Source organism: Rhizobiales bacterium NRL2 (assembly GCA_001664005.1).
GTDB lineage: Bacteria > Pseudomonadota > Alphaproteobacteria > Minwuiales > Minwuiaceae > Minwuia.
On the sequence record CP016093.1, the window covers coordinates 1,431,341 to 1,457,483 of the forward strand.

The window sequence follows — 26,143 nt, forward strand, 5'->3', positions numbered from 1 at the left end:
AATCGCCTGCCGGTCCCCCGCCCGGGCCTCCGCCCCTGGCCAGAGGGGAGGGCGGTCCCGCGCGCCGTTCCTCCGGCCATCCCTTGCAATCCGATTAACATGATACGAAATCATTGCGAGATACGCGGATTTATGTATCATGTTGCGCCAATGCCCGGCTGGGACCGGCAGCGATCGGGAGGACAGCGATGAACGATCAGGTCAGGGCCGTCGAGACCGACGATCCGGAGCGCGAGGCCGGCTTCCAGGCGCATATCGACGCGGAGAAGCGGATCGAGCCGCGCGACTGGATGCCCGAGCGCTACCGCAAGTTCATGATCCGCCAGATTTCCCAGCACGCGCATTCGGAATATGTCGGCATGCTGCCGGAGGGCAACTGGATTACCCGCGCGCCGACGCTCCGCCGCAAGGCCGCGCTGCTGGCCAAGATCCAGGACGAGGCCGGCCACGCCGCCTATCTCTACTCGGCCGCCGAGACGCTTGGCGCCAGCCGCGACCAGGTGCTGGAGGACCTGCATTCGGGCAAGGCCAAGTATTCGTCGATCTTCAATTATCCGGCGCTGACCTGGGCCGATATCGGCGCCATCGGCTGGCTGGTCGACGGCGCCGCGATCGTCAATCAGGTCGCGCTCTGCCGCACCTCCTACGGCCCCTATGCCCGGGCCATGGTGCGCATCTGCAAGGAAGAGAGCTTCCACCAGCGCCAGGGCTTCGAGATCATGACCGTGCTGGCGCACGGCGCGCCGGAACAGAAGGCGATGGCGCAGGACGCGCTGGACCGGTGGTGGTGGCCGGTGCTGATGATGTTCGGTCCGCACGACGCCGACTCGCCGAACTCGGCGACGTCCTTCAAGTGGAAGGTCAAGCGCCAGTCGAACGACGAGCTGCGCCAGAAGTTCGTCGACATGACCGTGGCCCAGGCCGAGTTCCTGGGCCTGAAGATTCCCGACGACGATCTGAAATGGAACGAGGCGCGCGGCCATTATGACTTCGGCCGGATCGACTGGGACGAGTTCTGGCGGGTCGTGAAGGGCAACGGGCTCTGCAACCGCGACCGGCTGCGCAACCGCCGCGAGGCTTACGAGAACGGCGCCTGGGTGCGCGAGGCCGCCCTGGCCCACGCCGAGAAGAAGCGCGCTCGCGCGGGCCGCGAGGCCGCCTGATCAGGAGGACGAGGCGATGAGCAATCGCAAGGAATGGCCGCTGTGGGAAGTCTTCATCCGCAGCCGCGAGGGCCTGAACCACAAACACGCCGGCAGCCTGCACGCCCCGGACGCCGAGATGGCTATCCAGAACGCCCGCGATCTCTACACGCGGCGCTCCGAGGGCGTCTCCATCTGGGTGGTGAGGTCGGCCGATATCGTCGCCTCCGACCCGGACGACAAGGACATGCTGTTCGATCCGGCGGCGGGCAAGGTCTACCGCCATCCGACCTTCTATTCGGTGCCCGACGGGGTGGAGAACATCTGATGGCGCCGCCGACATACGACCGGGCGCTGTTCCGCTACCTGCTGCGGCTGGGCGACACGGCGCACGTACTCTGCCACCGTCTGGGCGAGTGGTGCGGCCACGGCCCGGTGATGGAGGAGGACATCGCGCTGACCAATGTGGCGCTGGACCTCATCGGCCAGGCGCGGCTGTTCTACCAGTACGCTGGCGAGGTCGAGGGCGCGGGCCGCACGGAGGACGACCTCGCCTTCCTGCGTCCCGAGCGGGACATGAACAACCTGCTGCTGGTCGAGCAACCCAACGGCGACTACGCGCAGACCATGGCGCGGCAGTTCCTGTTCGACAGCTACAACCTGCTGCTGATGCAGGCGTTCGAGCGCTCCGGCGACACGCGGATCGCGGAGATCGCCGCCAAGGCGGTCAAGGAGGTCGCCTATCACCGCCGCCATTCCGCCGGCTGGGTAATCCGCATGGGCGACGGCACCGGGGAAAGCCATCGGCGCATGACCGACGGCATGGCCGCGCTGTTCGGCTTCACCGCCGAGTTCTTCGAGATGGACGAGGTCGACCGCATGATGGCCGAGGCCGGGGTCGGCCCCGATCTCGGCGCGCTCCGCGAGCCCTGGGAGCGGGATGTCCGCGCCGTCCTCGACGAGGCGACGCTGGACTGGCCGGATCAGGGCTGGTCCGTCGTCGGCGGGCGCCTGGAAGGCAGGCATTCCGAGCATCTGGGCTACATGCTGACCGAGATGCAGTTCATGCAGCGGACCTATCCGGGGCTGAACTGGTAGAGGCGGACCCCATGGCCACCGAGACCCTTCCCACGCTCGACGATGTCTGGGCCATGCTGGCCGAGGTGCCGGACCCGGAGATCCCCAATCTCAGCCTGCTCGACCTCGGCGTCATCCGCGGCGTCGAACTGGCCGATGACGGCGGCGCGGTGGTGAAGATGTCGCCGACCTATACCGGTTGTCCGGCGACAGACATGATGAAGCTGCTGATCCACGAGCGGCTGGTCGCGGGCGGCTGCCGGGCGGTGACCGTGGACGTCGTGCTCTCGCCCGCCTGGTCGACCGACGAGATCACAGAGCGCGGCCGCGAGAAGCTCAGGGAAGCCGGCATCGCCCCGCCCGTCGGGCGTTCGACCGACAAGCGTCACCTGCTGGGGGAGACGCCCGACGTCGCCTGTCCCCATTGCGGGGCCGCCGACACCAGAATGCTGAGTCCCTTCGGCTCCACCGCCTGCAAGGCGCTCTTCCAGTGCAATGCGTGCCTGGAGCCCTTCGACTACTTCAAGTGCCACTGACGATGACCGGTTCGGGAGTCAGACATCCTTGTGTCATGCCCGCTTCATGCGGGCATCCGGTCAAATCAAACGACCTGCGGCGAAGCCGCTCCGGACCCCCGCACAAGGCGGGGGTGACAGTATTGCTGCCGTTTCGAGGCGGAGGATGAGTCCATGGCCCTGTTCAACAGCCTGAAAGTCGCCGACGTCCGCCGGGAGACCCCCGACAGCGTCTCCATCGCCTTCGACGTGCCCGAGGATCTCAGGTCCGCCTTCGATCACGAGGCCGGCCAGTACCTGACGCTCAAGGCCGACGTCGGCGGCCGCGAGGTGCGGCGCTCCTATTCGATCTGTTCGGGCCCGACGGAGAGCGAGATCCGCGTCGCCATCCGCCGCGTCGAGGGCGGGCTGTTCTCCACCTTCGCCAACGAGGACATCGGCCCCGGCGACGCGATGGATGTGATGGCGCCCGAGGGCCGCTTCGTGCTGCGCCCGGACCCGGAACGGGAGGCGCATTTCGTCTGTTTCGCCGCCGGTTCCGGCATCACGCCGATCCTGGCCATCGTCAAGGCGGTGCTGTTCTGCGAGCCGAAGTCGTCGGTCACCGTGGTCTACGGCAACCGCTCGGCCGGCACGGTGATCTTCCGCGAGGAGCTCGAGGACCTGAAGAACCGCTTCCCCGCGCGGCTTTCCATTCTGCATGTCCTCTCCCGCGAGGCGCAGGAGGCGCCGCTGCTGTCGGGCCGGATCGACGACGCCAAGCTCGACATGATGCTGGACCGGCTGATCGACGTGGAAGGCACCGAAACGTTCTACCTCTGCGGTCCGCAGGCGATGATCGAGACCGTGTCCGGGGCGCTGAAGAACCGCGGCGTCGCGCGCAAGCGCATCCGCTTCGAGCTGTTCACCCCGGCCGAGGACGGTAATGCGAAACCGAAGAAGACCGCCGCCCCGGGAGAGACCCTGCCGACCCGTCATGTGGGCGTGGTCGTCGACGGCCATCGCATGGACTTCGACATGGTCGACGACGGCACCTCCATCCTCGACGCCGCGCTGGCGCGGCAGGCCGACCTTCCCTTCGCCTGCAAGGGCGGCATGTGCTGCACCTGCCGCGCGAAGCTGGTGGAGGGCCAGGTGGAGATGGACAGGACCTACGGCCTGGAGCCCGAGGAGATCGAGGCCGGCTACGTGCTGACCTGCCAGGCGACGCCGGTCAGCGACCGCGTCGTGCTCGACTACGACGACCGGGGTTAGCGGCGTTCGAACATCTGATTGAAAAGTTCTCCCTCCCCCTTGATGGGGGAGGGCCGGGGTGGGGGTGAATCGGCGAAGTCGGAATGGCCTCCGGCCTTCCCCCCTCCGGCTGCTGCGCAGCCACCTCCCCCACAAGGGAGGGAGGGAAACTGGCGGGTAGATTCGATCAGGTGCTGGTCCGCTCCAGCACATCCTCTGATGCATTGGCCCATCCGGCGTGCTCGGGTTTGACCCGAGAGCCAAGTCCTTCGTCCTTGGATCAAGCCTGCCCCGGACAGGATCCGGGGTTCAAGGGCGACAAGGGATACCTGATCCCAGGGCGCGTCAGCGCCCCTTGGTCTTCTCCGGATAGAGCTTGTAGAGCTTCTGCACCTTCGGCGCGGTGGTGAAGGCGATATAGGGCTGCATCGGGTTCCGGGCGGCGTAGTTCTGGTGGTAGTCCTCGCCCTCGAAGAACTTCTTCAGCGGCTCCAGCGTCGTGGCGATGGCGCCGTCCAGCACGCCGGCGTCGTCGATCTGCGCCATGTAGGCTTCCGCCACGCGTTTCTGTTCGTCGTCGGCGTAGAAGATCGCGGAGCGGTATTGCGGGCCGACATCGGCGCCCTGACGGTCGACCTGGGTCGGATCGTGGGCCACGGAAAAGAAGATCTTCAGCAGCATGCCGAAGCTGATCTTCTGCGGGTCGTAGCCGATCTCGACCGCCTCGGCATGGCCGGTGCGGCCCGAGCAGACGCTGTTGTAGTCTGCCGTCTCCGGCGAGCCGCCGGCATAGCCGCTGACCACGGACCGGACGCCTTCCAGTTCCAGATAGACCGCCTCCACGCACCAGAAGCAGCCGCCGGCAAGCACGGCCACGCCCTTGTCGGCGGCGGCGTCGATGTCCGTCGCCGGGTCGGGGAAGCTGCCCGACACCAGTCCGAAGGCGCCGTCGTCGCGTTTCGATCCGAACAGACCCATGGCTCTCGCTCCTATGCCGCGATCCCGGGCAGCGGCAGGCCCGCCATCTCGACGGAATTGGCCGGCTCGGCCACTGTCGCCCGCTGCACGTCCCGCTTGTAGACCAGATCGTCAAATGGCGTGCCCCGGTGCATGGTGCAACGGTTGTCCCACATCACCAGATCGTTCGCCCGCCAGCGGTGGCTGTAGACGAACTGGCGCTGGGTGGCGTGCGCGATCAGGTCGTCGATCAGCTGTTTCGCGGCCTCGTCCTCCATGCCGACGATCTTCAGGGCGTGGGAGGCGAGATAGAGATTCTTCCGCCCCGTCTCCGGAATGGTGCGCACCAGCACCTGCGGCACCGGCGGCATCTGGCGGATTTCCTCCTCGGAGAAATTGTCGAAGCCCATGCGCATGCGCGAATAGCGGATGCAGTGCTCGGCGATCAGTCCGTCCAGCTTTGCCTGCGTCGCCGCGTCCAGCGCGTCCCAGGCCGCGCGCTCGTCGGCGAACTCGGTGCGCCCGCCCGCCGGCGGCACGGCCCGGCCATAGAGCAGGCTGGCGCGGCCGGGCACGAACTTGAAGGAACTGTCGGTGTGCCAGAGCCGGTTGCCGAGCTGGAATTGCCGGAGCCGGTGATCTTCCTCCAGAATCTCCTCGCGGTCGTTGAGGTTGGAGACGTCGGCCAGGTCGAGCCGCAGCCGCGGCTTGATGTCCTTGCGGTGGCGCGCGATGGATTCCTCCAGCGGCCCGATATGCCGCGCGAAGTCGACATGCTGATCCTGGGTCAGCTCCTGGTCGGGAAAGACCAGGACGGCGTACTGCCAGAAGGCCTGCTTGATTTCCTCGACGGTGTCCGCGTCGAGCGGCTGCGACAGGTCGACCCCGTCGACCTCGGCGGCGAAGCTTTCCGTGACCGGCCAGATTTTCAGAGTCATGGCGAATGTCCTCCCGTCCCGTATTGAAGCACAGCCGGCCGGGCCGGACAAAGCGGGTGACCTATGCGAAGCGGTAGGGGCCGCCGCGCTTCAGCGCGCGCTGGTAGCCGTCGCGGGCCTGGATGCGCTGGACGAAGCCCGAAAGGTTCGAGCGATCCTTCAGCATGCCCTGTACCTTGGCGATCTCGGCGACGAAGCTCATCTGGAAATCGGCGGCGGAGATTTCGTCGCCGAGGAAGAAGTCGCGGCCTTCCAGCGCGCCCTCGATGTAGCTCAGATGGTTGTCGGTCTCGCTGTCGATCCGCGGCATCAGCGGCCCGGCCGCGTCGCCCAGCCGGCTGGCGTAGAGCCTGAGCAGGAAAGGCAGCATGCCCGAGCCCTCGGCATAGTGCATCCACTGCAGGTAAGGCAGGTAGTCGGGCGAATCCTGCGCCGGCGTGAAGCGGCCTTCGCCATAGGTCATCGACAGGTATTCGATGATCGCACCCGATTCGATGATCATCCGGCCGGCGTCCTCGACCACGGGCGACTTGCCGAGCGGATGGACCTGTTTCAGTTCCGGCGGTGCGAAGTTGGTCTCGGGATTCCGGCGGTAGAGTTTGATGTCGTACTCGACCCCGAGTTCCTCCAGGAACCAGAGGACGCGCTGGGAGCGGGAATGTTCCAGGTGGTGGACGATGATCATGAGGATCCCCCAATCGGGTTTTGAGTTTCCGTAACCGCGATCCTAGGGTGTTTTCGCCCGCCGCGAGAGGACGAAGGGGATCACGATCATGAAAGCCGCCGTCTGCCGCGCTTTCGGGGAGCCGCTGGCGATCGAGGAGGTCCGCCTCGCCGGTCCCGGTCCGGGGGAGGTCCGCGTGCGGCTCGCCGCCTGCGCCATCTGCCACAGCGATATCCTGTTCGCCGATGGCGGCTGGGGCGGAGAGCTGCCCGCCGTCTACGGCCACGAGGCCGCCGGCGTCGTCGAGGCCGTCGGCGACAACGTCGCCGGGCTGGCTGTCGGCGACCATGTCGTGGTCACGCTGATCCGCGCCTGCGGCGAGTGTCCGGCCTGCGCCAGGGGCCAGCCGGTAACCTGCGGCGCGGTCTTTCCCCTCGACATGGCCTCGCCCTTGTCCACCGCCGCGGGCGAGAGCCTGGTTCAGGGACTGCGCACCGGCGCCTTCGCGGAGAGCGTCACCGTCGATCACAGCCAGGCCGTTGTCATCCCGAAGGATGTGCCGCTGCAGAGCGCCTCGCTGCTCGCCTGCGGCGTCATCACCGGCTTCGGCGCGGTGAGCAACACCGCCTGGATCGAGGCCGGCGCGACGGTCGCCGTCATCGGCGCCGGCGGCGTCGGTCTCAACAGCATCCAGGGCGCGGCGCTCTCCGGCGCGTCGGTGATCTTCGCGGCCGACCTTTCGGACGCCAAGCTGGAGACGGCCCGCGCCTTCGGCGCCACTCACGCGGTCAATCCGCAGGCCGAGGACCTGATCGCCGCCGTGCGCGCGGCCACGGGCGGACGCGGCGTTGATTACGTATTCGTCACCGTCGGCGTCCGTGTCGCCGTCGAACAGGCCCTGCAGATGGCCGCGCCGGGCGGCGCCGTGGTGCTGGTGGGCATGCCGCCCAGCGGCGTCACCGTCGATCTCGATCCCGGCGCGCTGGCGGGCCTGAACCAGCGCATCCTGGGCTCGAAGATGGGCGGTGCGCGCATCCAGGCGGACATCCCCTTCCTGGTCGAACTCTACCGCCAGGGCCGGCTGAAGCTCGATGAACTGATCTCCGGCCGCTTCCCGCTGGAACGCATCAACGAGGCGATGGACCAGGTCCGCCGCGGCGAGGCGCTGCGCAACGTCATCGTCTTCGGAGACGTCCCATAGCGTCATCCCCGCCCTGCGCGGGGATCGGTATCAGGAAGGAACGCCACGTGCGACGTCGCTTGATCCCCGCGCACCGCTGCGCGGTGGCGGGGATGACAGAATTGGGGAAGCATCATGAAACTCGCTGACTGCCGGACTTTCGTCGTCGGCAATCCCCCGCCGCGCAAGGGCGGGCGCTACTTCATCTTCGTCAGGCTGACGACCGCCTGCGGGATCGAGGGACTGGGCGAGGTCTACGCCGCCAGCTTCGGGCCGAAGGTCGTGGAGGCCATGGTCGCCGACACCTTCGCCCGCTTCTTCGAGAACGAGGATCCGCACGACATCGAGAAGCTCTGGCGGCGCGGTTACGGCGCCGGCTATTCGCAGCGGCCGGACATTTCCATGTCGGGCGTGCTCAGCGGCCTTGAGATGGCCTGCTGGGACATTGTCGGCAAGGCGGCCGGCCAGCCGGTCCACAAGCTGCTGGGCGGCCGCGTGCACGACGGGCTGCGCAGCTACACCTACATCTATCCCGAGGCGGGCGACGTCTATCCGCAGGCCGGCGCGGGGCGGAAGACCGTCTATGACGACCCGGACATGGCCGCCGAGCGGGCGCTTCACTATGTCGGGCTCGGTTTCACGGCGCTGAAGTTCGACCCCGCCGGCCCCTATTCCGTTCACGACGGTCATCAGCCCGACATCGCTGCCCTGGACCGGTCGGAGGCGTTCTGCCGGCGGATCCGGGAGGCGGTGGGCGATCGCGCGGACCTGCTGTTCGGCACCCACGGCCAGTTCACGGTCTCCGGCGCGAAACGCATGGCGCGCCGGATCGAGCCCTTCGATCCGCTCTGGTTCGAGGAGCCGACGCCGCCCGAACGGCCGGAGATGATGGCCCGGGTCGCGCGGGCGACAGCCGTGCCGATCGCGACCGGCGAACGCCTGGCGACGAAATGGGAGTTCGCGCGCGTCCTCGAATGCGGCGCGGCCTCGATCCTGCAGCCCAATCTGGGCCGCGTCGGCGGCATCCTGGAGGCGAAGAAGATCGCGGCGATGGCGGAGACGCACTACGCCCAGATCGCGCCGCACCTCTATTGCGGGCCAGTCGTCGCCGCCGCCAACATCCAGCTGGCCGCCTGCATTCCGAACTTCCTGATCCTGGAGAGCATCGAGACCTTCGGCGGTTTCCACGCCGAGGTTCTGAAGACCGGAATCCGCTGGGAGGACGGCTATGTCATCCCGCCCGACGCGCCGGGGCTGGGCATCGAGCTGGATGACGCGGTGGCGCTGGCGCACCCCTATGAGGGCGACGAACTGCATCTGGAGATGGCGCCGGACGCTGTGCGCTTCGGCGCGCAGTGAGCCGCTTGGCCGGACGCCGGCTTTCACGCTAGGCTTCGCGCGCGCAGACGCACCAGGGGAGGCAAGAATGACGGATCATTACGACGGGCTGGAATCCCGCGCGCCGGAAAAGCGCGAGGAAGACCTGATGGCGGCGCTGCCGGGGCAGGTGGCGCACGCGAAGAATGGCTCGACCTTCTTCGGCGAACTCTACAAGGACATCCACCCGGAAGAGATCAACAGCCGCGAGGCGCTGCGGCAGTTGCCCGTCATCCGCAAGCCGGACGTGCAGGAGGCTCAGGCGGCGAACCCGCCCTTCGGCGGCCTCAACGCCGTGGCGGTCACCGAGATGGCGCACATCTACATGTCGCCCGGCCCGATCTTCGAGCCCGACGGCTCGGCGCGCGACCACTGGCGCTACGCCCGCGCGCTCTACGCCGCCGGCTTCCGCCAGGGCGACGTGGTCCACAACACGCTTTCCTATCATCTCACCCCGGCGGGCATGCTGGTGGAGACGGGCTGCCGCGCCATCGGCTGCGCGGTCTTCCCCGGCGGCGTCGGCAATACCGAGATGCAGGTCGACGCGATCGAGAAGCTGAAGCCCACCGCCTATGCCGGCACGCCGTCCTTCCTGCGCATCCTGCTGGAGAAGGCGGACGAAATGGGGCGTGACAGCTCCTCCTACCGCAAGGCCTCGGTCGGCGCGGAGCCGCTGCCGCCTTCGCTCAGGCAGTGGTTCGAGGACCGCGGCATCCAGACCACGCAGGGCTACGGCACCGCCGACGTCGGGCTGATCGCTTACGAATCGATCCCCGTCGAGGGCATGATCCTGGACGAGGGGCTGATCCTGGAAATCTGCCGCCCCGGCACGGGCGAGCCGGTCGCGGAGGGCGAGGTCGGCGAGATCGTGGTGACCACCTTCAACCCGATCTATCCGCTGATCCGCTACGGCACCGGCGACATGACGGCGATTCTGCCGGGCCAGAGCGAATGCGGCCGCACCAACACCCGCATCAAGGGCTGGATGGGACGGGCCGACCAGTCCTGCAAGGTGCGCGGCATGTTCGTCCACGCCAAGCTGGTGGGCCAGATCGTCGACCGTCACAAGGAAGTCGACAAGGCGCGCATCGTCGTCACCAATCCCGACAACCGCGACCAGATGACCCTCAAGGCCGAGGCCTCCTCGGGCGGCGCGGCGCTGATCGAGGCGCTGAAGCAGACGGTGCAGACGGTCACCAAGCTGCGCGGCGAGGTCGAGATCGTCGCGCCCGGCAGCCTGCCCAATGACGGCGTCGTCGTCGAGGACGCGCGGGAGTTCAAGTAGGCGGTGCGAAGAGGCGCGCGAGGGGAAGACACAAGTGAGACGGCGCCCCTGGACTTGATCCGGGGGCCCAGCGAATCATTGGACTGGGTCCTCCCCGGAACGGGGTCCGGGGCAGGCTCGTCAAGCCCGAGGACGCCGTACTGTTTCGGTCCCGGTGCCTGACGCGCCGGCCCTCCGCGTCGCGGTCTGCGTGCCGTCGGGCGACATGGTCCACATGGACTTCGCGGTCTGTCTGGCGCGCATGCTCTCCGACATGACGCACCGGCGCATCCCCTCGATCCTGGTCAACGAGAAGACGGCGCTCCTGCCCCAGGGCCGGCAGAATCTGGTCAACCGGGCGCTGGAGCACGAGGCCACGCATCTGCTGTTCCTCGACAGCGACATGACTTTCCCGCCGGAGACGGGTGCGCGCCTGCTTTCCCACGACCGCGACATCGTCGGCGCCGCCGCCTCGACCCGGCTGGAGGGGCGGCAGCGGATCACCGCGATGAAGCGCTGGGGCGAGCCGCTCGCGCTCGGCCCCGATGACGGGCTGGTGGCGGCCGACTATCTCGGCTGCGGCGGCATGCTGGTGAAGGCGGGCGTCTTCCGCAGCATGGAGAAGCCCTATTTCCCGTCGCATTTCATCGAGGAGCGCGACGGCCGCGACATCTGGCTGGGCGAGGATTTCGGCTTCTGCGACAAGGCCCGGGAACTGGGCTTCACGGTCCTGGTCGACGCGAAGCTCTCCTTCGCCTTCGGTCATCTGGGCCAGAAGAGCTTCACGCTGGGGCAGATGGCGGGGAAGCGGATAAGGGAGTGATGTGATGGCCGGACTCGGACCGATGGCGGGGCTGCTGCTGGCCCTCTCGATTTCCGGCGCGGTGCAGGCTGCGGAAGCCGAACGCGAGGTGCCCATCCACCTCAAGGCGATCTACTACGGCTTCAAGGTCACCTGCGATGCCGTGATCGAGCCTGCCCGCGGCCAGCCCTTCGCGCCGGCCAGCGATTCCATCGTCTACTACATCGATGCGGACCCTCGTGACCTGTATCTGTCTGACCGATTCATTATCGACTACCGCGACCGTCATGCGACTTACGGCGAGTACCCAGATTTCGATTTCGATCAGGAGCCGGCTGCCGCAGCGGATACGGTCGCATCCTATCTGGAAGGCCCCGCCACCGGCCTCTTGCTGATGAACGGCCGCGACGGGCTTTACGACGGGCTCGCGGACGAACTCGCGTCCAGTGAGGGCTTCCGCCGCCTCGCGGGCGCGGCCGGGGTCTACGAAGGGTTTCTGATCGCGCGCGATGGCATCATGCAGGCGCTGGTCGTCAACGCCCTCGATCCGGAGACGGACTTCAACCGCTATGTGGTCAATGTCTTCCACACCGCGCTGATCGGGGCGGAGATCTACACGACCTATCTCGGACAAGAGCTTGGAGAGTTCCGCTTCGATCAGCCGAAGCGGTACCTGAAGCGAAGTGCTGAAACCTACTACTTCGTCCGCTCGCTGCGGGACCGTCTGGTCCCCTACGCGCACCGGCGTCATCTCTACAGCGAGAAGGCGCGGGCGAAGATCGATGACGAACGGAACACGCAGAGCGAGTTCACGAAGCCCCTCCTGCCGCCCTACCGGCTGGACATGCCCGAAAGCTGCGCCGACGAGTTCGATTGGGTGAGCGAGTACGTTTCCGGCAGGCAGGAATAGCGCCGGCTTTCCCTTCCCCTCAACCCGGAGAGATCCCGCGCTGCGTGGAATTCGCGGTCCCGGCGAGGCGCGAGGCGGTCTGGAACCGCGTGCGGTATTCGGCTGGCGGCAGGCCGGCGGCGTCCCGGAAGGCCTTGGCGAAGGACGACCGGTCGGCATAGCCCACCCGGCCCGCGACATCCTCGATCGGCATCCGGCTGCCGGCCAGCAGCCGCATCGCCCGCTCCATCCTCAGCCCGGTGACATAGGCCCTGGGGGCAAGCCCGGTGGCCCGCTGGAAGCGGCGCGAGAAGGTCTGCACGTTCATGTTGGCGAGATCGGCGGCGGCGCCCACCAGCCCGGCGTCCGCCAGATGCATGTGAAAGAACTGCTTTGCCAGCGCCACCACCTGGTCGCCGCCGTCCGCCTCCGCCGCGCTGGCCAGCGACCATTCGTGCAGCGCCTCGCTCCAGGTCCGCCCATACAGGGTGGCGAATTCGATGGCCGTCGGTGCGCCGTGGAAATGCGCGATCATGAACAGGCTGACATCGGCTGAATAGACCGACTGCCCGCCGGTGACGATCTCCCGCCGCGATCCGGAAACCACCAGCGTCCGCTTCCTGAGAACCCGCACCCGGGGATAGCGCGCCTGGAACGCCTCGGCGTAGAGGCCGTGCATGGCGCTTTCGTGGCCGTCGAGCAGGCCGGCCTCGGCGAGGCCGTAGGCGCCCGAGCACATGGTCGACAGGAACGCTCCGGCGCCGTGCTGGCGGGCGAGCCAGCCACGTTCGGCGGCGGAGAGGATGGGGCCGTAGTCCGGGTCGGACAGGCAGCCGTCGTCATACAGGGTCGGCACCACCACCGCGTCGTAGACCCGTTCGTCGTCCAGCGTCGCATGCGGCGTCAGTCCGAGGCCGCTGATGGTCCGCCGCGGCGCCGCGTCCGCGGCGACGATCCGGGGCAGGAAACGCCGGCCGGCGGCGGGGCCGGGCGGCAGCATGTTCACCGCCTGCAGGTCCTCGTAGACCGCCGCCATGTTGGCCATGCTGGCCTGCGGCAGGGCGAGAATCGCGACCCGAACCGGGGGATTTCCGGATGCCTTTCCGCCGGCCGCGGGCGCGGTCCAGGTGCGGTAGCCGTCCGCCACCGCCGCCGTCCGTTTCGCCCCCTGTTTGACCTCTGTCGACATATATCGCGTCCGGCGGCCTTCCTAAGCTGCGGCGGAATTCTAGCACAGAGGAGTCCCGACATGATCTCCAGGCACGCAGCCCTGCTGACCGCCGCGCTGGTCGCCGCCTCCACGGGCGAGGCGCTGGCCGACGCCATGCGCACCGACGATGCCCCTTTCGTCGCCACCTATCTGGTCAAGAAGAAGCTGGGCATGAGCTTCGAGGCGTTCAAATCCCATCAGTTGAACACCCACGTGCCGCTGGCCCTGGCGCTGCCGGGTCTGCTGGACTACCGGCTGACCTTCTTTCCGCCGAACGGCAGCGACTCTCAGGCCGTGGACGCCATCGCCGAGGTGACGTTCGACAGCGCGGGCGCCTATGAAGCGGCCATGGCGTCGGAGGCCGGGCAGCGGGCGCTGGCGGACCTGCCGAACATGCTGGATCTCGATGCCGTCATCGTGCTGACCGCGGCATCCGGAGACATGTACGCGGCGCACATCGAACCGGAGTGAGGCGGCCCGGGATGTCAGGGGGGAAGGTGAGACCGGCACATCGGCGCGCTCGAATGCGCCGTGCACGGACTGGCGTCGGCGTGGCGCAAGCTGCGCAGCACGCAGCGGACCATGGTCGGTGCGGACGCCCCGCAACTGATCGAGGAATGCGTCATCCGCCCGCCGATCCCGGCCAAACTGCGCAGGCATCTGATCGGCGAGATGGCCGAGAACGAGCCACGCATGCTCGCAGTGAGCGGGAGACTGGCTGAGGCGAGCGGCGGTGAGCCGACTCTGGCTGTGGCGGTCAGCTGACCGCTGTCAACGCCCCACCACCAGCTCCGCCATCTGCGTGAGTTCGCGCTCGTCGGAGGCCCAGACCATCAGGCCGGTGACGGGGCTCTCCTCCCACGCAGACAGCTTGTCGCGGATGCGCTCGGGCGGGCCGATCAGGCTGATCTCGTCGGCCAGGCTGTCGGGCACGGCGGCCACCGCCTCGCGGCGCTTGCCGTCCAGGTAGAGATCCTGGATCTTCGCCGCCGCGTCGGCATAGCCCATGCGGGCGACCAGGTCGTTGTGGAAATTGCGGTCGCGCGCGCCCATGCCGCCGACATAGAGCGCCAGGTTCTCCTTCACCTTCGCCAGCGCGCCCTCGACATCGTCGGTGATGGCGATGCGGACGGGGCAGAAGATTTCGAAGCCGGGCTTCAGGTTCGCCGTCTGCTCGGCATAGACCTTGGGGCCGGTCGGCGAGAAGTAGAGCGGGAACCAGCCGTCGCAGATCTCGGTGGCCATCTTCACGTTCTTCGGGCCCTCGGCGCCGAGGAAGATCGGCAGGTCGGAGCGGAGCGGATGGACGATGGATTTCAGCGGCTTGCCCAGGCCCCAGGAACCCGGCGCATCCGCCGGATAGGGCAGCGTGTAGTGCTCGCTCTGATGTTCGACCGGTTCGTCGCGGGCCAGCACCTGGCGGATGATGTCGATATAGGCGCGGGTGCGGGCCAGCGGCTTGGCGAAGGGCCGGCCGTACCAGCCCTCCACCACCTGGGGGCCGGAGACGCCGAGGCCCAGGATCATCCGCCCGTTCGAGAGATGGTCCAGGGTGATGGCGTGCATGGCCAGCGAGGTCGGCGTCCGCGCCGAAATCTGCGCGATGGCCGTGCCGAGCTTGATCCGCTCGGTCTGCGCGCCGACCCAGGCCAGCGGCGTCAGCGCGTCGGAGCCGTAGGCCTCCGCCGTGAAGAAGCCGTGGCAGCCCAGCCGCTCGGCGAGCTGCGCCATGGCGACCATGTTCTGCGGCGGATGCGACGACCAGTAGCCGGCCATCAGATTCAGTTTCAGCGCCATCGCATCCTCCCCGGGATCGGCCTTCTTCACATTGTCGCCATGGTGCATGGCCCATGATCCGGAAGGAAGGGACTTGCCGCGCCGCCGGATCCGACCAGATGAAGATTGACGACGACTGCGGGAGACCGGAAGGGATGGACCGCCACTACAGCCGCGCCGAACGCATCGCCGACGGCCTTGTCCACGCCATCGGGCTGGCGCTGGCCATCGGCGCCTGCGCCGCGCTGGCCGCCCTGGCCCTGCCCGCTGCGGATGCGCTCAGGATGGCCGCGCTGGTCATCTATGCCGGCGGGCTGGTGACCATGCTCGGCTGCTCGGCGGCCTACAACCTGATGCCCGAGGGGGACTGGAAGAATATCTTCCGCCGCCTGGATCACGCCGCCATCTTCCTCATGATCGCCGGCACCTATACGCCTTTCACTCTGGTCGCCATCGGCGGCGCCTGGGGCTGGAGCCTGTTCGGCGTGGTCTGGGCCGGGGCCCTCGCCGGCGCCATGCTGAAGCTGGTCTGGCCGCACCGCTTCGAACGGCTGTCCATCGCCGTTTACCTGCTGCTCGGCTGGGTAATCCTGCTCGCCCTGGGCCCGATGTTCGCGAACATGTCGCTGCAAGCCATCGTGCTGCTGGGCGTTGGCGGCCTGCTCTACAGCCTGGGCGTGCTGTTCCACCTCTGGGAGCGGCTGAAGTTCCAGAACGCGGTCTGGCACGCCTTCGTGCTCGCCGCAGCCGCCTGCCACTACGTGGCCGTGGTCAGCGAGGTGGCGCTGGCGGCATGACCGGCCGGCGCGTGCCTGCGTCGAGAATAACAGACGGCGTCCTCGGGCTTGACCCGAGGACCCAGTCCTTCGATTCGCTGGGCCCTTGGATCAAGTCCAAGGGCGCCGGCATTTTTCACGCCGGCACGAAGATGTTGACGCCGTCGGCGGTCGAGACCTGCCCGGCGCGACCCAGATAGTCTGTCCGTTCCATCTCCGCCAGCAGATCCGGGTCGGCGGGCGTGTTGGCGATGAAGCGCCGCCCGTCCTCCAGGCGCCCGAACAGGATCGCGTAGCTCGGCCCCTTGCGGTCGTGCATCACGGTGTAGGTCTCGATCTCCGCCGGGCCTTCGGCGAACTCGGCCACTTCCGGCCCCTTCTCGGCGTCGATCCGCGCCTGATAGGTCGCCGGATCGGCGGGGGCGAACGGCTTCTCCGGCATATCGGTCGAGTAGATTCCCGCCGACTGCTTGGTGACGTAGTTGCCGTTGGAGGTGACGAGGCCATAGGAGCCGGGCCGGGCGCGGACCCGGTTCATCATCTCGGCGATGGAGTGGGTGACGTAGTTGTTCCCCGGTCCGCCGAAATAGGGCAGGCCGCCGGTCACCGTCAGCCCGCGCGGGTCGTCCTCGGCGATCCCCATCTCGGCGCAGGCGATCTGCACCGCGGAGGGGAAGCAGGAATAGAGGTCGAGGAAATCCATGTCCCCGACCGACTTGCCCGCCATGCGGCAGGTCTCCTCGCCGACCGTGCGCATGGCCGGCGAGCTCCAGTGATTGATCCGGTCCGACAGGTACCAGTGGTCGTTGGCGTCGCCGCAACCATGCAGGAAGACCCACTTCTCCCGCGGGATGCCCAGTTTCTTCGCCCGGGCCACCGACATCAGGATGACGGCGGCCGACTGGTCGATGAAGGCGTTGGCGTTCATCAGCTTCGTGTAGGGGAAGCCGATGAAGGGGTTCTTCTCGCTGACCGTGGCGATCTGTTCGGCGGTGAAGCCGTCGCGGCGGTCGGCCAGCGGGTTCGCCGCCGCCACCCTGGCGAAGCCTTCGAACAGGCGGCCCATGGACATCAGGTGCTCGTCGATGCTCTCGCCCTTGTGGCCGCGGATTGCGTTCTCGACCAGCGGATAGGCGAAGATCGCGCCGGCCATGCGGTGGCGGTCTTCCATGTCGCTCCAGCCGCGCTTCGAGACGCCCCAGCGCTCAGGCTCGCCGCCGGGGTCCTCCGACCAGTCGAGCTCCACGCCGGCGCGCTGGGCGGCCTTCTGTGTCGACAGCGCTTCCCCGCCGGCGATCATGGCGGCCGAGAGCTCGCCGCGGGTGATCATCTCCGACATGCGGCTGATGCACCACTGGGTCATGTTCCCGCCGGCATGGGTGTAGACCAGCCGCTTCGCGTTCGTTGCGCCCAGCCGTGCGGCGAGCGATTTCGGTGGGTTCGTATAGCGGCCGAACGGGCAGGTGAAGCGCCAGCTGGTGTCGGAGAAGGAAGCAAGCTGGACGACGGTGTCCAGCGCCTCCAGCACCTGCCGCTCCACGCCGGCGTCCTTCGCGGCCTCCGCGCCGGCGGCCGCTGTCAGGTCCATCGGCGACAGGGCCGCCCTGGGGTCTTCTTCCCGCTGGGTGACCTGGCCCGAGCCGACCAGGACCGGAATGCGTGTCTCGTCCATCGTCTTTCCTCCCCTGAAGACCGGTACAGTCTACCATGTCCCAAGCCCGAGGGGATGGCATCGACGGGCAGGACAATCAACGGTCTTGGCAGCATGGCGGCTGCCCGCGAAAATGGCCGCCAGGGGAGATTCTGCATGACCGACGTTCCGTCCGACCTGCTCAAGGTCCGCGCACCTGCGCCCGACTGGTACCACGCGAACATGGCCGACGCCGGCGAGGAACGCTTCGTCGACGTCGACGGCTGCGCCGTCCACTACCTCTACTGGCCCGCAAAGCGGAAGCCGGCCAGGGGCGGGCTGCTGTTCGTCCACGGCGGCGGCGGCCACGCCCACTGGTGGAGCTTCATCGCGCCCTTCCTGGCGCAGACGCACGACGTCGCCTCGATCAGCCTTTCGGGCATGGGCGACAGCGGTGCGCGGGACAGCTATGGCGCCGACGTCCGGGTCGCCGACATGCGCGGCGTGATCGCCGATGCCGGTCTGGCCGGCCCGGTCGTGGTGGTCGGCGCCAGCTTCGGCGGCTTCATGGCCAGCCGCTTCGGCCAGACCCATGGCGGCGAGCTGGCCGGCATCATCGTCTGCGATTCCCCGCTCCGCCCGCCGGCGCGCCGCGAGGAGGACCTGAACCGCCGCCCGCGCATGGGCAACAAGCGCCACTACGCCAGCTTCGAGGAGGCGCTCTCGCGCTTCCGTCTGGCGCCGGCCCAGCCCTGCGACAACGCATTCCTCGTGGAGCATATCGGCCGGCACTCGATCAAGCAGGAGCCGGAGGGCTGGTGCTGGAAATGGCACGGCGGCGCCATGGACAACCGCCGCTTCGGCGAGCCCTTCGACGACTTCCTGGCCGAGGCGACCTGCCGGAAGGCCTATCTCTACGGCGAGAAGTCCGCGATCGTCGACGAACAGAGCCGCGACTACATCCGCGGCCTGATCGGAGAGGACGCCCCGATGGTCGGTATCCCCGAAGCCCACCATCATCTGGCGCTGGACCAGCCGCTGGCCTTCGTCGTTGCCGTCAGGAGCCTATTGGCGGGCTGGCGCCTTTCCTGACATGGGCGATCAGCATCGCGCCGGAAATCAGGTTGCCGGCGATGACCACGGCGAACGGCGCAGCGTAGCTGCCGGTCAGCTCGATCAGGGCCCAGATCAGCGGCGGCGCCGTCATCCAGCCCAGTGAAGCGAAGGCGTAGGCCCGGCCGTTCATCTCGCTGACCTGGCCCGCGGGCGCGCGGAGCGACACGGCGGTCATGAACACCGGCGACCAGCTGTTCCCCGACAGTCCGGCCAGCACCGCGATCGGATACATCACCCATGCCGGACTTTCCGGCGTCAGCGCCAGGGCGCCGGCGATGGCAACCGAGGCGCCGACGGCCAGGATCGCCAGCGTGCTCTCCGGCGAGCCGATCCGGTCGGAGAAATACCCGGCCAGCGGCCGTCCTGCGATGGCGGAGAGCTGGACGATGCCGAAGAACGCGCCGGCGGCGATGGGGTCCAGGCCGACGCCTTCCAGCAGGTAGATGTAGGTGAAGGTGAAAAGCGAGGTGTGGGAGACCGCGAAGGCGATGGCCGTCCAGCCCAGCAGCCGGAGGTCCTTCGGCAGCAGGAAACGCTCCAGTGCGCGTCGGAGGCCGAGGGGCGTCGAACTAGATGGCGGCGCGGCGTCGGGCCGGAAGCGGAAGATCGGTGCGAAGATCAGTGTGCCGAGGGCGGTCACGACGACGGTCGCCAGCATCACCCAGACCCCGGCGCGCCAGCCTACCGCCAGCATCAGCGCGGGCAGCAGATAGCCGGCGGCGGTTCCGGCGACCGAGACGCCCGACTGCCGGATAGCCATGAACAGTCCGACATGCCGGCGCGGCGTGTTGGCCGACACCATGGTGACATTGGCCGGACCGTAGGGGCCATAGCAGACGCCGTAGAGGAAGGCCGACAGCATCACCGTCGTCCAGGTCCCGTTGAGTGCGATCAGGATCGACAGGGCCATGCCCGAAAGCGAGAGCACCATGGTGGCGACGCTGCCGACCCGGCGCATCAGCTGGCCGCAGAACGGGCTGGCGATGGTGGTGCCCAGGAAGATGAAGGTGAAGGTGAGACCGAAATCGCGCTCGTCCAGGCCGGTTTCTTCCGCCAGACCCGGCGCCAGCAGTGTGAAGGCGATGAAGCCGAAGGCGGCGGCGCCCTGGCTGAGGAAGGCGGCGAACAGCGTCCAGAGACTCCGGGCGTCGATGCGGCTCGGCACAGGGTCTGTCAGGGTGGTGTCGGGCAGGGCGGGTCACCGGAATCTGGAAACTCGGCCACAACCTAGTCAGGCCGAGCAGCGGGCAGAACCCGCAAATATCGCAGGTCACGGCTTCGGCTGACGGGCCAACGGGTCTTTGCACTGCGGGCCGCGCTGCGGCACACTCCGCCGCCGGGGAGGCCAGTTCGCATGAAGAAACTACTTGTCGCCAATCGAGGCGAAATCGCCGTTCGCGTGATGCAGACCGCCGCCGAGCAGGGCTGGGCGACAGTCGCCGTGCATGCCGACGACGATGCCGAGAGCCTGCACGTCATCCGGGCCGACGAGGCGGTCGCGCTGGGGGCGAAGGGCGTCGCGCCCTATCTCGACATCCCCCGTATCGTCGACGCCGCGAGGCAGGCCGGGGCGAGCGCCGTCCACCCGGGCTATGGCTTCCTGGCCGAGAACGCCGATTTCGCCCGCGCCTGCGCCGAGGCGGGGCTGACCTTCATCGGTCCCGACGCCGAGGTTCTGGCGCTGTTCGGCGACAAGGGACGCGCACGGAGCCTCGCCATCGAGCACGGCGTGCCGGTGATCGAGGGCACTGAAGGCCCGACGGGCCTGGATGAAGCGCAACGCTTCCTCGACGGTCTCGGGGCCGACGGCGCGGTGATGGTCAAGGCCGTCGCCGGCGGCGGTGGCCGCGGCATGCGGGTCGTCCGCGCCGGCGAGGATCTGGCGTCCGCCCATGAACGCTGCCGGTCGGAGGCGAAGCCGGCCTTCGGCAATCCTGACGTCTATGTCGAGCGGCTGATGCGGCCCGCCCGCCATGTCGAGGTGCAGGTGCTGGGCGACGGGCAGGGCGGCGTGACCCATTTCCGGGAACGCGAATGCTCGATCCAGCGGCGCAACCAGAAGATCGTCGAGGTCGCCCCCGCGCCGGGGCTGGATGGCGACGTCAGGGAAGGACTGATCGAAGCGGCGCTGAAGCTCGCACGCGCAGTGAACTACCGCGGTCTCGGCACCTTCGAGTTCCTGGTCGACGCCCGCCCCGACGCGCCGGCGCCGGGCTACGCCTTCATCGAGGCCAATGCCCGCATCCAGGTCGAGCACACGGTGACCGAGGAAGTCTGCGACGTGGATCTGGTGGCGCTGCAGCTCGGTGTCTGCGAAGGGCGGAGCCTGGCCGACCTGGGCGTCGCCGGCGACCGGCCCGAGCCGAAGGGCTATGCCATCCAGCTCCGCGTCAACATGGAGCGGATGACCGAAAGCGGCGATGTCATGCCCTCGGGCGGCGTCCTGCAGGCCTTCGATCCGCCGACGGGGCGCGGCATCCGCGTCGACAGTTTCGGCTATGCCGGCTACCGCACCAGCCCGAGTTTCGATTCCCTGCTGGCCAAGCTGATCGTGCACAGCGCCGACGCCGACTATGCCGTCGCCGTGGCCCGCGCCTATCGCGCGCTGTCGGCCTTCCGCATCGAAGGTGTGGCCACGAACATTGCCTTCCTCCAGAACGTGCTGAAGCACCCGGACGTCGTGGCCAACCGCGTCGACACAGGATTCCTCGAGAGCCGCATGGCCGATCTCGTCAGGCCCGGCGAGCATCCGAGGCTCTATCGCGAGGTCCAGGCCGCGGCGGCTGGCGGCGGACGGCGCCAGGCCGGCGCGAAGGTGCAGAACTCCGACCCGCTGGCCATCCTGGCGTTTGGCAAGCAGGAGGCCGAAGCCCGCGCCGCGGCGGCCGAGGAGCAGGCGCCCGACGGCGCAAGGCCGCTGCTGGCGCCCATGCAGGGGACCGTCGTCGCCATGGACGTGGCCGAGGGCGACGAGGTCCGCGCCGGTCAGCGCGTGCTGATCATGGACGCCATGAAGATGGAGCACGAGATCACGGCCGAGTTCTCCGGCGTCGTCCGCCAGCTCGCCGTCGAGGCGACGGACACGGTCTACGAGGGCGATCCCCTCGTTTTCATCGAGCCTGCGGATGTCGCCGGCGCGGCGGAAGCCGAGCAGGAGGAGGTCGACCTCGACCATATCCGCCCCGATCTCGCGGAGACGCTGGAACGGCAGGCGAAGACGCTGGACGAGAACCGGCCGAAGGCGGTCGAGCGCCGGCGCAAGACCGGCCAGCGCACGGCCCGGGAGAACGTCGCCGACCTGATCGACGAAGGCACCTGGGTCGAGTACGGCTCGCTGGCCGTGGCCGCCCAGCGGACGCGGCGGTCCATGGAGGACCTGATCGAGAATACCCCCGCCGACGGCATGCTGGCGGGGCTGGGGCACGTCAACGGCGATACCTTCCCCGAACAGAAGAGCCGCGTCGCCGTGCTCTGCTACGACTACACGGTGATGGCCGGCACCCAGGGCATGCAGAACCACGCCAAGAAGGACCGCCTGCTGCAGCAGACGCTGCGCTACAAGCTGCCGCTTGTCGTCTTCACCGAGGGCGGCGGCGGCCGGCCCGGTGACGTCGATATCGGCCAGGTCGGCGGCCTGCACATCCACACCTTCGAGATGTTCGGCAAGATGAGCGGTCTTGCGCCGATCGTCGGCATCAATTCAGGCTACTGCTTCGCCGGCAACGCGGCGCTGCTCGGCTGCTGCGACGTCATCATCGCCACCGAGAACTCCAATATCGGCATGGGCGGTCCGGCGATGATCGAGGGCGGGGGGCTCGGCGTCTTCAGCCCCAAGGAAGTCGGGCCGATGTCCGAGCAGGTGCCGAACGGCGTGGTCGACATCGCGGTCAGGGACGAGGCCGAGGCGGTGGCCACGGCGAAGAAGTACCTCTCCTATTTCCAGGGCCCGGTCGCTGACTGGGACTGCGCCGACCAGCGGCTGCTGCGCCGGATCGTGCCGGAAAACCGCAAGCGGCTATACGACGTGCGGGAGGTGATCGACGTCGTCGCCGACACGGGCTCGGTGCTGGAATTGCGCCGCGGCTTCGGCCTCGGCATGGTCACCGCGCTGATCCGCGTCGAGGGGCGGCCGCTCGGCGTCATCGCCAACAATCCGAGCCACCTGTCCGGCGCTATCGACACGCCCGGCTCCGACAAGGCGGCGCGCTTCATGCGCCTCTGCGACGCCTACGACATCCCGATCATGTTCTTGGTCGATACGCCCGGCATGATGGTGGGGCCGGAGGTCGAGAAGACGGCCCTGGTCCGCCATTGCAGCCGGCTGTTCGTCGCCGGCGCCAACCTGACGGTGCCGTTCTTCTCCTTCGTGCTGCGCAAGTCCTACGGCCTCGGCGCCCAGGGCATGGCCGGCGCCAGCTTCCACGCGCCGCTGTTCACCGTGGCCTGGCCGTCGGGCGAGTTCGGCGGCATGGGCCTGGAGGGCGCGGTCAAGCTGGCCTATCGCAAGGAACTGCTGGCGATCGAGGATCCGGGGGAGCGCAACCGCAAGTTCGAGGAGATGGTCGCCGCCTCCTACGAGAACGGCAAGGCGCTCTCGACGGCCAGCTATTTCGAGATCGACGACGTGATAGATCCAGCCGATACCCGGCGCATGATCGTCGCGGCGCTGAAGGCGGCCCCGCCGCCGGAACCCCGCAGCGGCAAGAAGCACGCCTGGATCGACACCTGGTAGAATTCCGGCAACCGTTTTCGCCTTCCGGGGCTTGACCGCCGGACCCGGTTCGGCGGTGATGCCGCTCTGGGCCCCGGGATCAGATCCCGGGGCATCGTCCAAAGTGAGGCCCCTGTCATGCCCTTGCCCGTCTCGCCCCTTGCGCCCGAGAAGCAGCCCGAACTGCCGTCCATCGCCGGCTGCCGCTGCGGCGCCATCGCCGCCGGGCTGCGCTACAAGGGCCGCAACGATCTGACCATGCTCGCCTTCGCGCCGGGCACGACCGTCGCCGGGGTGCAGACGACCTCGACCACCGCCGGGGCGCCGGTGGTCTGGAACGCGAAGCGGCTGCCGGGCGGGACGGCGCGGGCTGTGATCGTCAACGCCGGCAACGCCAATGTCTTCAACGGCGAGCGGGGCGAGAGGGATGTCGCCGCGACCGCTGCCGCCGTGGCGGAGGCGCTGGGCTGCGCCGCCGAGGAGGTGCTGGTCGCCTCCACCGGCGTGATCGGGGAGCCCATGCCGATCGATCGGCTGTGCGCGGCGGTGCCGGAACTGGCCGGCCACGTCCGCGACGACGGCTGGCCCGAGGTCGCCGCCGGCATCATGACCACCGATACCTTCGAGAAGCGCGCCACCGCACGGGTGGCCATCGACGGCGTCGAGGTGACCATCAACGGTGTCGCCAAGGGCTCCGGCATGATCGCGCCGAACATGGCGACGATGCTGTCCTATGTCGTGACCGACGCCCGGCTGCCGGCTGCGGTGCTGCGCGACCTGCTCGGCCCCATCGCCGACCGCACCTTCAACTGCGTCACCGTCGACAGCGACATGTCGACTTCCGACATGTGCCTGCTGTTCGCCACCGGCATGGGCCCGGCACACCGGGTGGTCGAGCGTACGGACGACCCGGCGCTGGCAGATTTCGCCCGGGTGCTGGAGGACGTGTTGCGCGATCTCGCCATCCAGGTCGCCCGCGACGGCGAGGGCGCGCAGAAGCTGATCACCATCGACGTCACCGGCGCCGAGGACGACCGGGCCGCCCGGGCGGTGGCGCTGGCCATCGGCAACTCGCCGCTGGTCAAGACGGCGATCGCGGGCGAAGACGCCAACTGGGGCCGCATCGTCATGGCCATCGGCAAGTCCGGCGAACGGGCCGAGCGCAACCGGCTGCGCGTTCGTGTCGGCGGCGTCACCATCGCGGAGGATGGCAGCCGCCGGCCCGACTACAAGGAAGCCGATCTCGGCGACCACATGAAAGGCCGCGACATCCGCATCGAGGTGGACCTCGGGCTCGGCGATGGCCTGGCCCGCGTCTGGACCTGCGACCTCACCCACGGCTACATCGATATCAACGCGGACTACCGGTCGTGAAGCTGGTTCTTGTGGCTGCCGTCGCGCTGATCAACGAACAATGCGAGGTATTGCTGGCAGAACGGCCCGATGGCAAGTCGATGGCCGGCCTCTGGGAGTTTCCGGGCGGCAAGGTGGAGCCGGACGAAAGCCCCGAGGATTGCCTGGTGCGCGAATGCGGCGAGGAACTGGGGATCCGGATCGATCCGGCGGACCTGCGGCCGCTGACCTTCGCCTCCCACGCCTATGACGACTTCCACCTGCTGATGCCGGTCTTCGCCTGCCGGCGCTGGGCCGGGACACCGTCAGGGCTGGAGAACCAGCGCATTGCCTTCGCCGCCGCCGATGATCTGGCGAGCTTCCCGATGCCGCCGGCCGACGCGCCCATGCTCTCGGCCATTCGGGCGGAGATGGCGCGCTGAGCGTGGAGCCGGTTGACCGCGCGTGCCGGTCAGCCTACAGGAACGGCCCGACCCGAACTCATTCCAGACGGACATCCAGACCATGGCGACCGGCCGAATCTTTTCCGGCGTGCAACCGACCGGCAACCTCCATCTCGGCAACTATCTGGGCGCGATCCGCAATTTCGTGGCGCTCCAGCACGACTACGAGTGCATCTACTGCGTCGTCGACATGCACGCCATCACCGTCTGGCAGGACCCTGCCGAGCTGAAGACCGCGACCCGGGAGGTCGCCGCGGCCTATCTGGCCGCCGGGATCGACCCGAAGACGTCGATCATCTTCAACCAGTCGCAGGTTTCGGCCCATGCCGAGCTCGCCTGGATCTTCAACTGCGTCGCCCGCATGGGCTGGCTGAACCGCATGACGCAGTTCAAGGAGAAGGCGGGCAAGCACCGCGAGAACGCGTCGGTGGGCCTGTTCGTCTATCCCAACCTGATGGCCGCCGACATCCTGGCCTACAAGGCGACGCACGTGCCCGTGGGCGACGATCAGCGCCAGCATCTCGAGCTCTGCCGCGATATCGCGATCAAGTTCAACTTCGACTACAAGACCGAGTGTTTCCCGGTCACGGAGCCTCTGATCATGGGCGCGGCCACGCGGGTGATGAGCCTGCGCGACGGCACCTCAAAGATGTCGAAGTCGGACCCGTCGGACAATTCGCGCATCAACATCACCGATGACGCCGACACCATCGCGAAGAAGATCCGCCGCGCCAAGACGGACCCACATCCGCTGCCCGAGAGCCCCGAGGGCCTCGCCGACCGGCCCGAGGCCCACAACCTCATGGGCATCTATGCCGCGCTGTCCGACCAGACCAGGGAGGACGTGGTGGGCGCCTTCGCCGGCGCCCAGTTCTCCGCGTTCAAGCAGCAGCTCGCGGACCTCGCCGTCGAGAAGCTGGCGCCGATCGCCGCCGAGATGCGCCGGCTGATGGACGCGCCCGACCACGTCGACGCCGTGCTGGCCGATGGCGCCGACCGCGCCGCAGCGCTGGCGGCCCCGATCCTGGCCGAGGTCAAGGACATCGTCGGCTTCTTGCGCCGGTGACGCGCCTCACCCATGTCTGCTGCA

25 protein-coding genes are annotated in these 26,143 nt (G+C 68.2%); 18 read left to right on the top strand and 7 right to left on the bottom strand.

Annotated elements, in window-relative coordinates:
• Positions 1–188 precede the first annotated feature (188 nt).
• From TEF_06595 to TEF_06615, 5 genes are all read left to right on the top strand, one after another.
• Positions 189–1,163 carry a 1,2-phenylacetyl-CoA epoxidase subunit A gene (locus tag TEF_06595; protein ID ANK80505.1) on the top strand — a complete coding sequence of 325 codons (975 nt, stop codon included), beginning with the start codon at positions 189–191 and terminating at the stop codon, positions 1,161–1,163.
• 16 nt (positions 1,164–1,179) lie between these two features.
• Positions 1,180–1,470: a 1,2-phenylacetyl-CoA epoxidase subunit B gene (locus TEF_06600; GenBank protein ID ANK80506.1), complete on the top strand. Its 291-nt coding sequence runs from the start codon at positions 1,180–1,182 to the stop codon at positions 1,468–1,470.
• Positions 1,470–2,240 carry a phenylacetate-CoA oxygenase subunit PaaI gene (locus TEF_06605; protein ID ANK80507.1) on the top strand — a complete coding sequence of 257 codons (771 nt, stop codon included), beginning with the start codon at positions 1,470–1,472 and terminating at the stop codon, positions 2,238–2,240. Before TEF_06600 ends, TEF_06605 begins: the two co-directional genes overlap by 1 nt.
• Positions 2,132–2,755, top strand: coding sequence for a phenylacetate-CoA oxygenase subunit PaaJ (locus TEF_06610; protein ANK83315.1), 624 nt, complete (start codon positions 2,132–2,134; stop codon positions 2,753–2,755). Before TEF_06605 ends, TEF_06610 begins: the two co-directional genes overlap by 109 nt.
• 153 nt (positions 2,756–2,908) lie before the next feature.
• Positions 2,909–3,988, top strand: a complete 1,080-nt coding sequence (locus TEF_06615) for a phenylacetic acid degradation protein (protein ID ANK80508.1) — start codon at positions 2,909–2,911, stop codon at positions 3,986–3,988.
• Positions 3,989–4,312: 324 nt separating this feature from the next.
• On the opposite strand, the gene TEF_06620 is transcribed toward TEF_06615, so the two are convergent.
• The 3 genes from TEF_06620 to TEF_06630 all read right to left on the bottom strand — a co-directional run bounded on the left by TEF_06620 (position 4,313) and on the right by TEF_06630 (position 6,547).
• On the bottom strand, positions 4,313–4,945 hold the full coding sequence (locus TEF_06620; GenBank protein ID ANK80509.1) for a peptide-methionine (S)-S-oxide reductase: 633 nt from the start codon (positions 4,943–4,945) through the stop codon (positions 4,313–4,315).
• Between the two features lie 11 nt (positions 4,946–4,956).
• Positions 4,957–5,862 (bottom strand): hypothetical protein, encoded by a 906-nt coding sequence (locus TEF_06625; protein ID ANK80510.1) that lies wholly within the window; start codon positions 5,860–5,862, stop codon positions 4,957–4,959.
• Positions 5,863–5,923: 61 nt separating this feature from the next.
• Positions 5,924–6,547, bottom strand: coding sequence for a glutathione S-transferase (locus tag TEF_06630; protein ANK80511.1), 624 nt, complete (start codon positions 6,545–6,547; stop codon positions 5,924–5,926).
• A gap of 88 nt (positions 6,548–6,635) precedes the next feature.
• Between TEF_06630 and TEF_06635 the strand changes: the two genes are divergently transcribed.
• The 5 genes from TEF_06635 (at position 6,636) to TEF_06655 (ending at position 12,059) form a co-directional block, all read left to right on the top strand.
• A complete protein-coding gene (locus TEF_06635) occupies positions 6,636–7,727 on the top strand; it encodes a zinc-binding dehydrogenase (GenBank protein ANK80512.1) in 1,092 nt (363 codons plus the stop codon).
• Between the two features lie 114 nt (positions 7,728–7,841).
• Positions 7,842–9,065 (top strand): isomerase, encoded by a 1,224-nt coding sequence (locus TEF_06640; protein ID ANK80513.1) that lies wholly within the window; start codon positions 7,842–7,844, stop codon positions 9,063–9,065.
• A gap of 67 nt (positions 9,066–9,132) precedes the next feature.
• Positions 9,133–10,368, top strand: a complete 1,236-nt coding sequence (locus tag TEF_06645; protein ID ANK80514.1) for an AMP-dependent synthetase — start codon at positions 9,133–9,135, stop codon at positions 10,366–10,368.
• 154 nt (positions 10,369–10,522) lie between these two features.
• Positions 10,523–11,170, top strand: coding sequence for a hypothetical protein (locus TEF_06650; protein ID ANK80515.1), 648 nt, complete (start codon positions 10,523–10,525; stop codon positions 11,168–11,170).
• A gap of 4 nt (positions 11,171–11,174) precedes the next feature.
• Complete coding sequence (locus tag TEF_06655; GenBank protein ID ANK80516.1) at positions 11,175–12,059, top strand: hypothetical protein; 885 nt, start codon at positions 11,175–11,177, stop codon at positions 12,057–12,059.
• Positions 12,060–12,078: 19 nt separating this feature from the next.
• On the opposite strand, the gene TEF_06660 is transcribed toward TEF_06655, so the two are convergent.
• Entirely contained in the window at positions 12,079–13,227 is a 1,149-nt protein-coding gene (locus tag TEF_06660; GenBank protein ID ANK80517.1) for a hypothetical protein, read from the bottom strand.
• A gap of 135 nt (positions 13,228–13,362) precedes the next feature.
• Here TEF_06660 and TEF_06665 point away from each other — a divergent pair, with 135 nt between their 5' ends.
• Together TEF_06665 and TEF_06670 are read left to right on the top strand one after the other, a co-directional pair.
• Positions 13,363–13,719 (top strand): hypothetical protein, encoded by a 357-nt coding sequence (locus tag TEF_06665; protein ANK83316.1) that lies wholly within the window; start codon positions 13,363–13,365, stop codon positions 13,717–13,719.
• Between the two features lie 60 nt (positions 13,720–13,779).
• Positions 13,780–14,013, top strand: coding sequence for a hypothetical protein (locus TEF_06670; protein ANK80518.1), 234 nt, complete (start codon positions 13,780–13,782; stop codon positions 14,011–14,013).
• A gap of 6 nt (positions 14,014–14,019) precedes the next feature.
• On the opposite strand, the gene TEF_06675 is transcribed toward TEF_06670, so the two are convergent.
• Positions 14,020–15,045 (bottom strand): LLM class F420-dependent oxidoreductase, encoded by a 1,026-nt coding sequence (locus tag TEF_06675; protein ID ANK83317.1) that lies wholly within the window; start codon positions 15,043–15,045, stop codon positions 14,020–14,022.
• 98 nt (positions 15,046–15,143) lie between these two features.
• Here TEF_06675 and TEF_06680 point away from each other — a divergent pair, with 98 nt between their 5' ends.
• Positions 15,144–15,821, top strand: coding sequence for a DNA-binding protein (locus tag TEF_06680; GenBank protein ANK83318.1), 678 nt, complete (start codon positions 15,144–15,146; stop codon positions 15,819–15,821).
• A 115-nt stretch (positions 15,822–15,936) separates the two neighbouring features.
• On the opposite strand, the gene TEF_06685 is transcribed toward TEF_06680, so the two are convergent.
• Positions 15,937–17,472 carry a hypothetical protein gene (locus tag TEF_06685; protein ANK80519.1) on the bottom strand — a complete coding sequence of 512 codons (1,536 nt, stop codon included), beginning with the start codon at positions 17,470–17,472 and terminating at the stop codon, positions 15,937–15,939.
• 135 nt (positions 17,473–17,607) lie between these two features.
• Here TEF_06685 and TEF_06690 point away from each other — a divergent pair, with 135 nt between their 5' ends.
• Positions 17,608–18,522 (top strand): hypothetical protein, encoded by a 915-nt coding sequence (locus TEF_06690; protein ID ANK83319.1) that lies wholly within the window; start codon positions 17,608–17,610, stop codon positions 18,520–18,522.
• Here TEF_06690 and TEF_06695 read toward each other — a convergent pair.
• Complete coding sequence (locus TEF_06695) at positions 18,488–19,711, bottom strand: hypothetical protein (GenBank protein ID ANK80520.1); 1,224 nt, start codon at positions 19,709–19,711, stop codon at positions 18,488–18,490. The genes TEF_06690 and TEF_06695 overlap by 35 nt on opposite strands.
• A gap of 189 nt (positions 19,712–19,900) precedes the next feature.
• Here TEF_06695 and TEF_06700 point away from each other — a divergent pair, with 189 nt between their 5' ends.
• From TEF_06700 to TEF_06715, 4 genes are all read left to right on the top strand, one after another.
• Complete coding sequence (locus tag TEF_06700) at positions 19,901–23,278, top strand: carbamoyl-phosphate synthase large subunit (GenBank protein ID ANK80521.1); 3,378 nt, start codon at positions 19,901–19,903, stop codon at positions 23,276–23,278.
• A 117-nt stretch (positions 23,279–23,395) separates the two neighbouring features.
• Positions 23,396–24,631, top strand: a complete 1,236-nt coding sequence (locus tag TEF_06705; protein ID ANK80522.1) for a bifunctional ornithine acetyltransferase/N-acetylglutamate synthase — start codon at positions 23,396–23,398, stop codon at positions 24,629–24,631.
• On the top strand, positions 24,628–25,032 hold the full coding sequence (locus tag TEF_06710) for an NTP pyrophosphohydrolase (protein ID ANK80523.1): 405 nt from the start codon (positions 24,628–24,630) through the stop codon (positions 25,030–25,032). Before TEF_06705 ends, TEF_06710 begins: the two co-directional genes overlap by 4 nt.
• Positions 25,033–25,114: 82 nt before the next feature.
• A complete protein-coding gene (locus TEF_06715) occupies positions 25,115–26,119 on the top strand; it encodes a tryptophan--tRNA ligase (GenBank protein ANK83320.1) in 1,005 nt (334 codons plus the stop codon).
• The last annotated feature ends 24 nt before the right edge of the window (positions 26,120–26,143 follow it).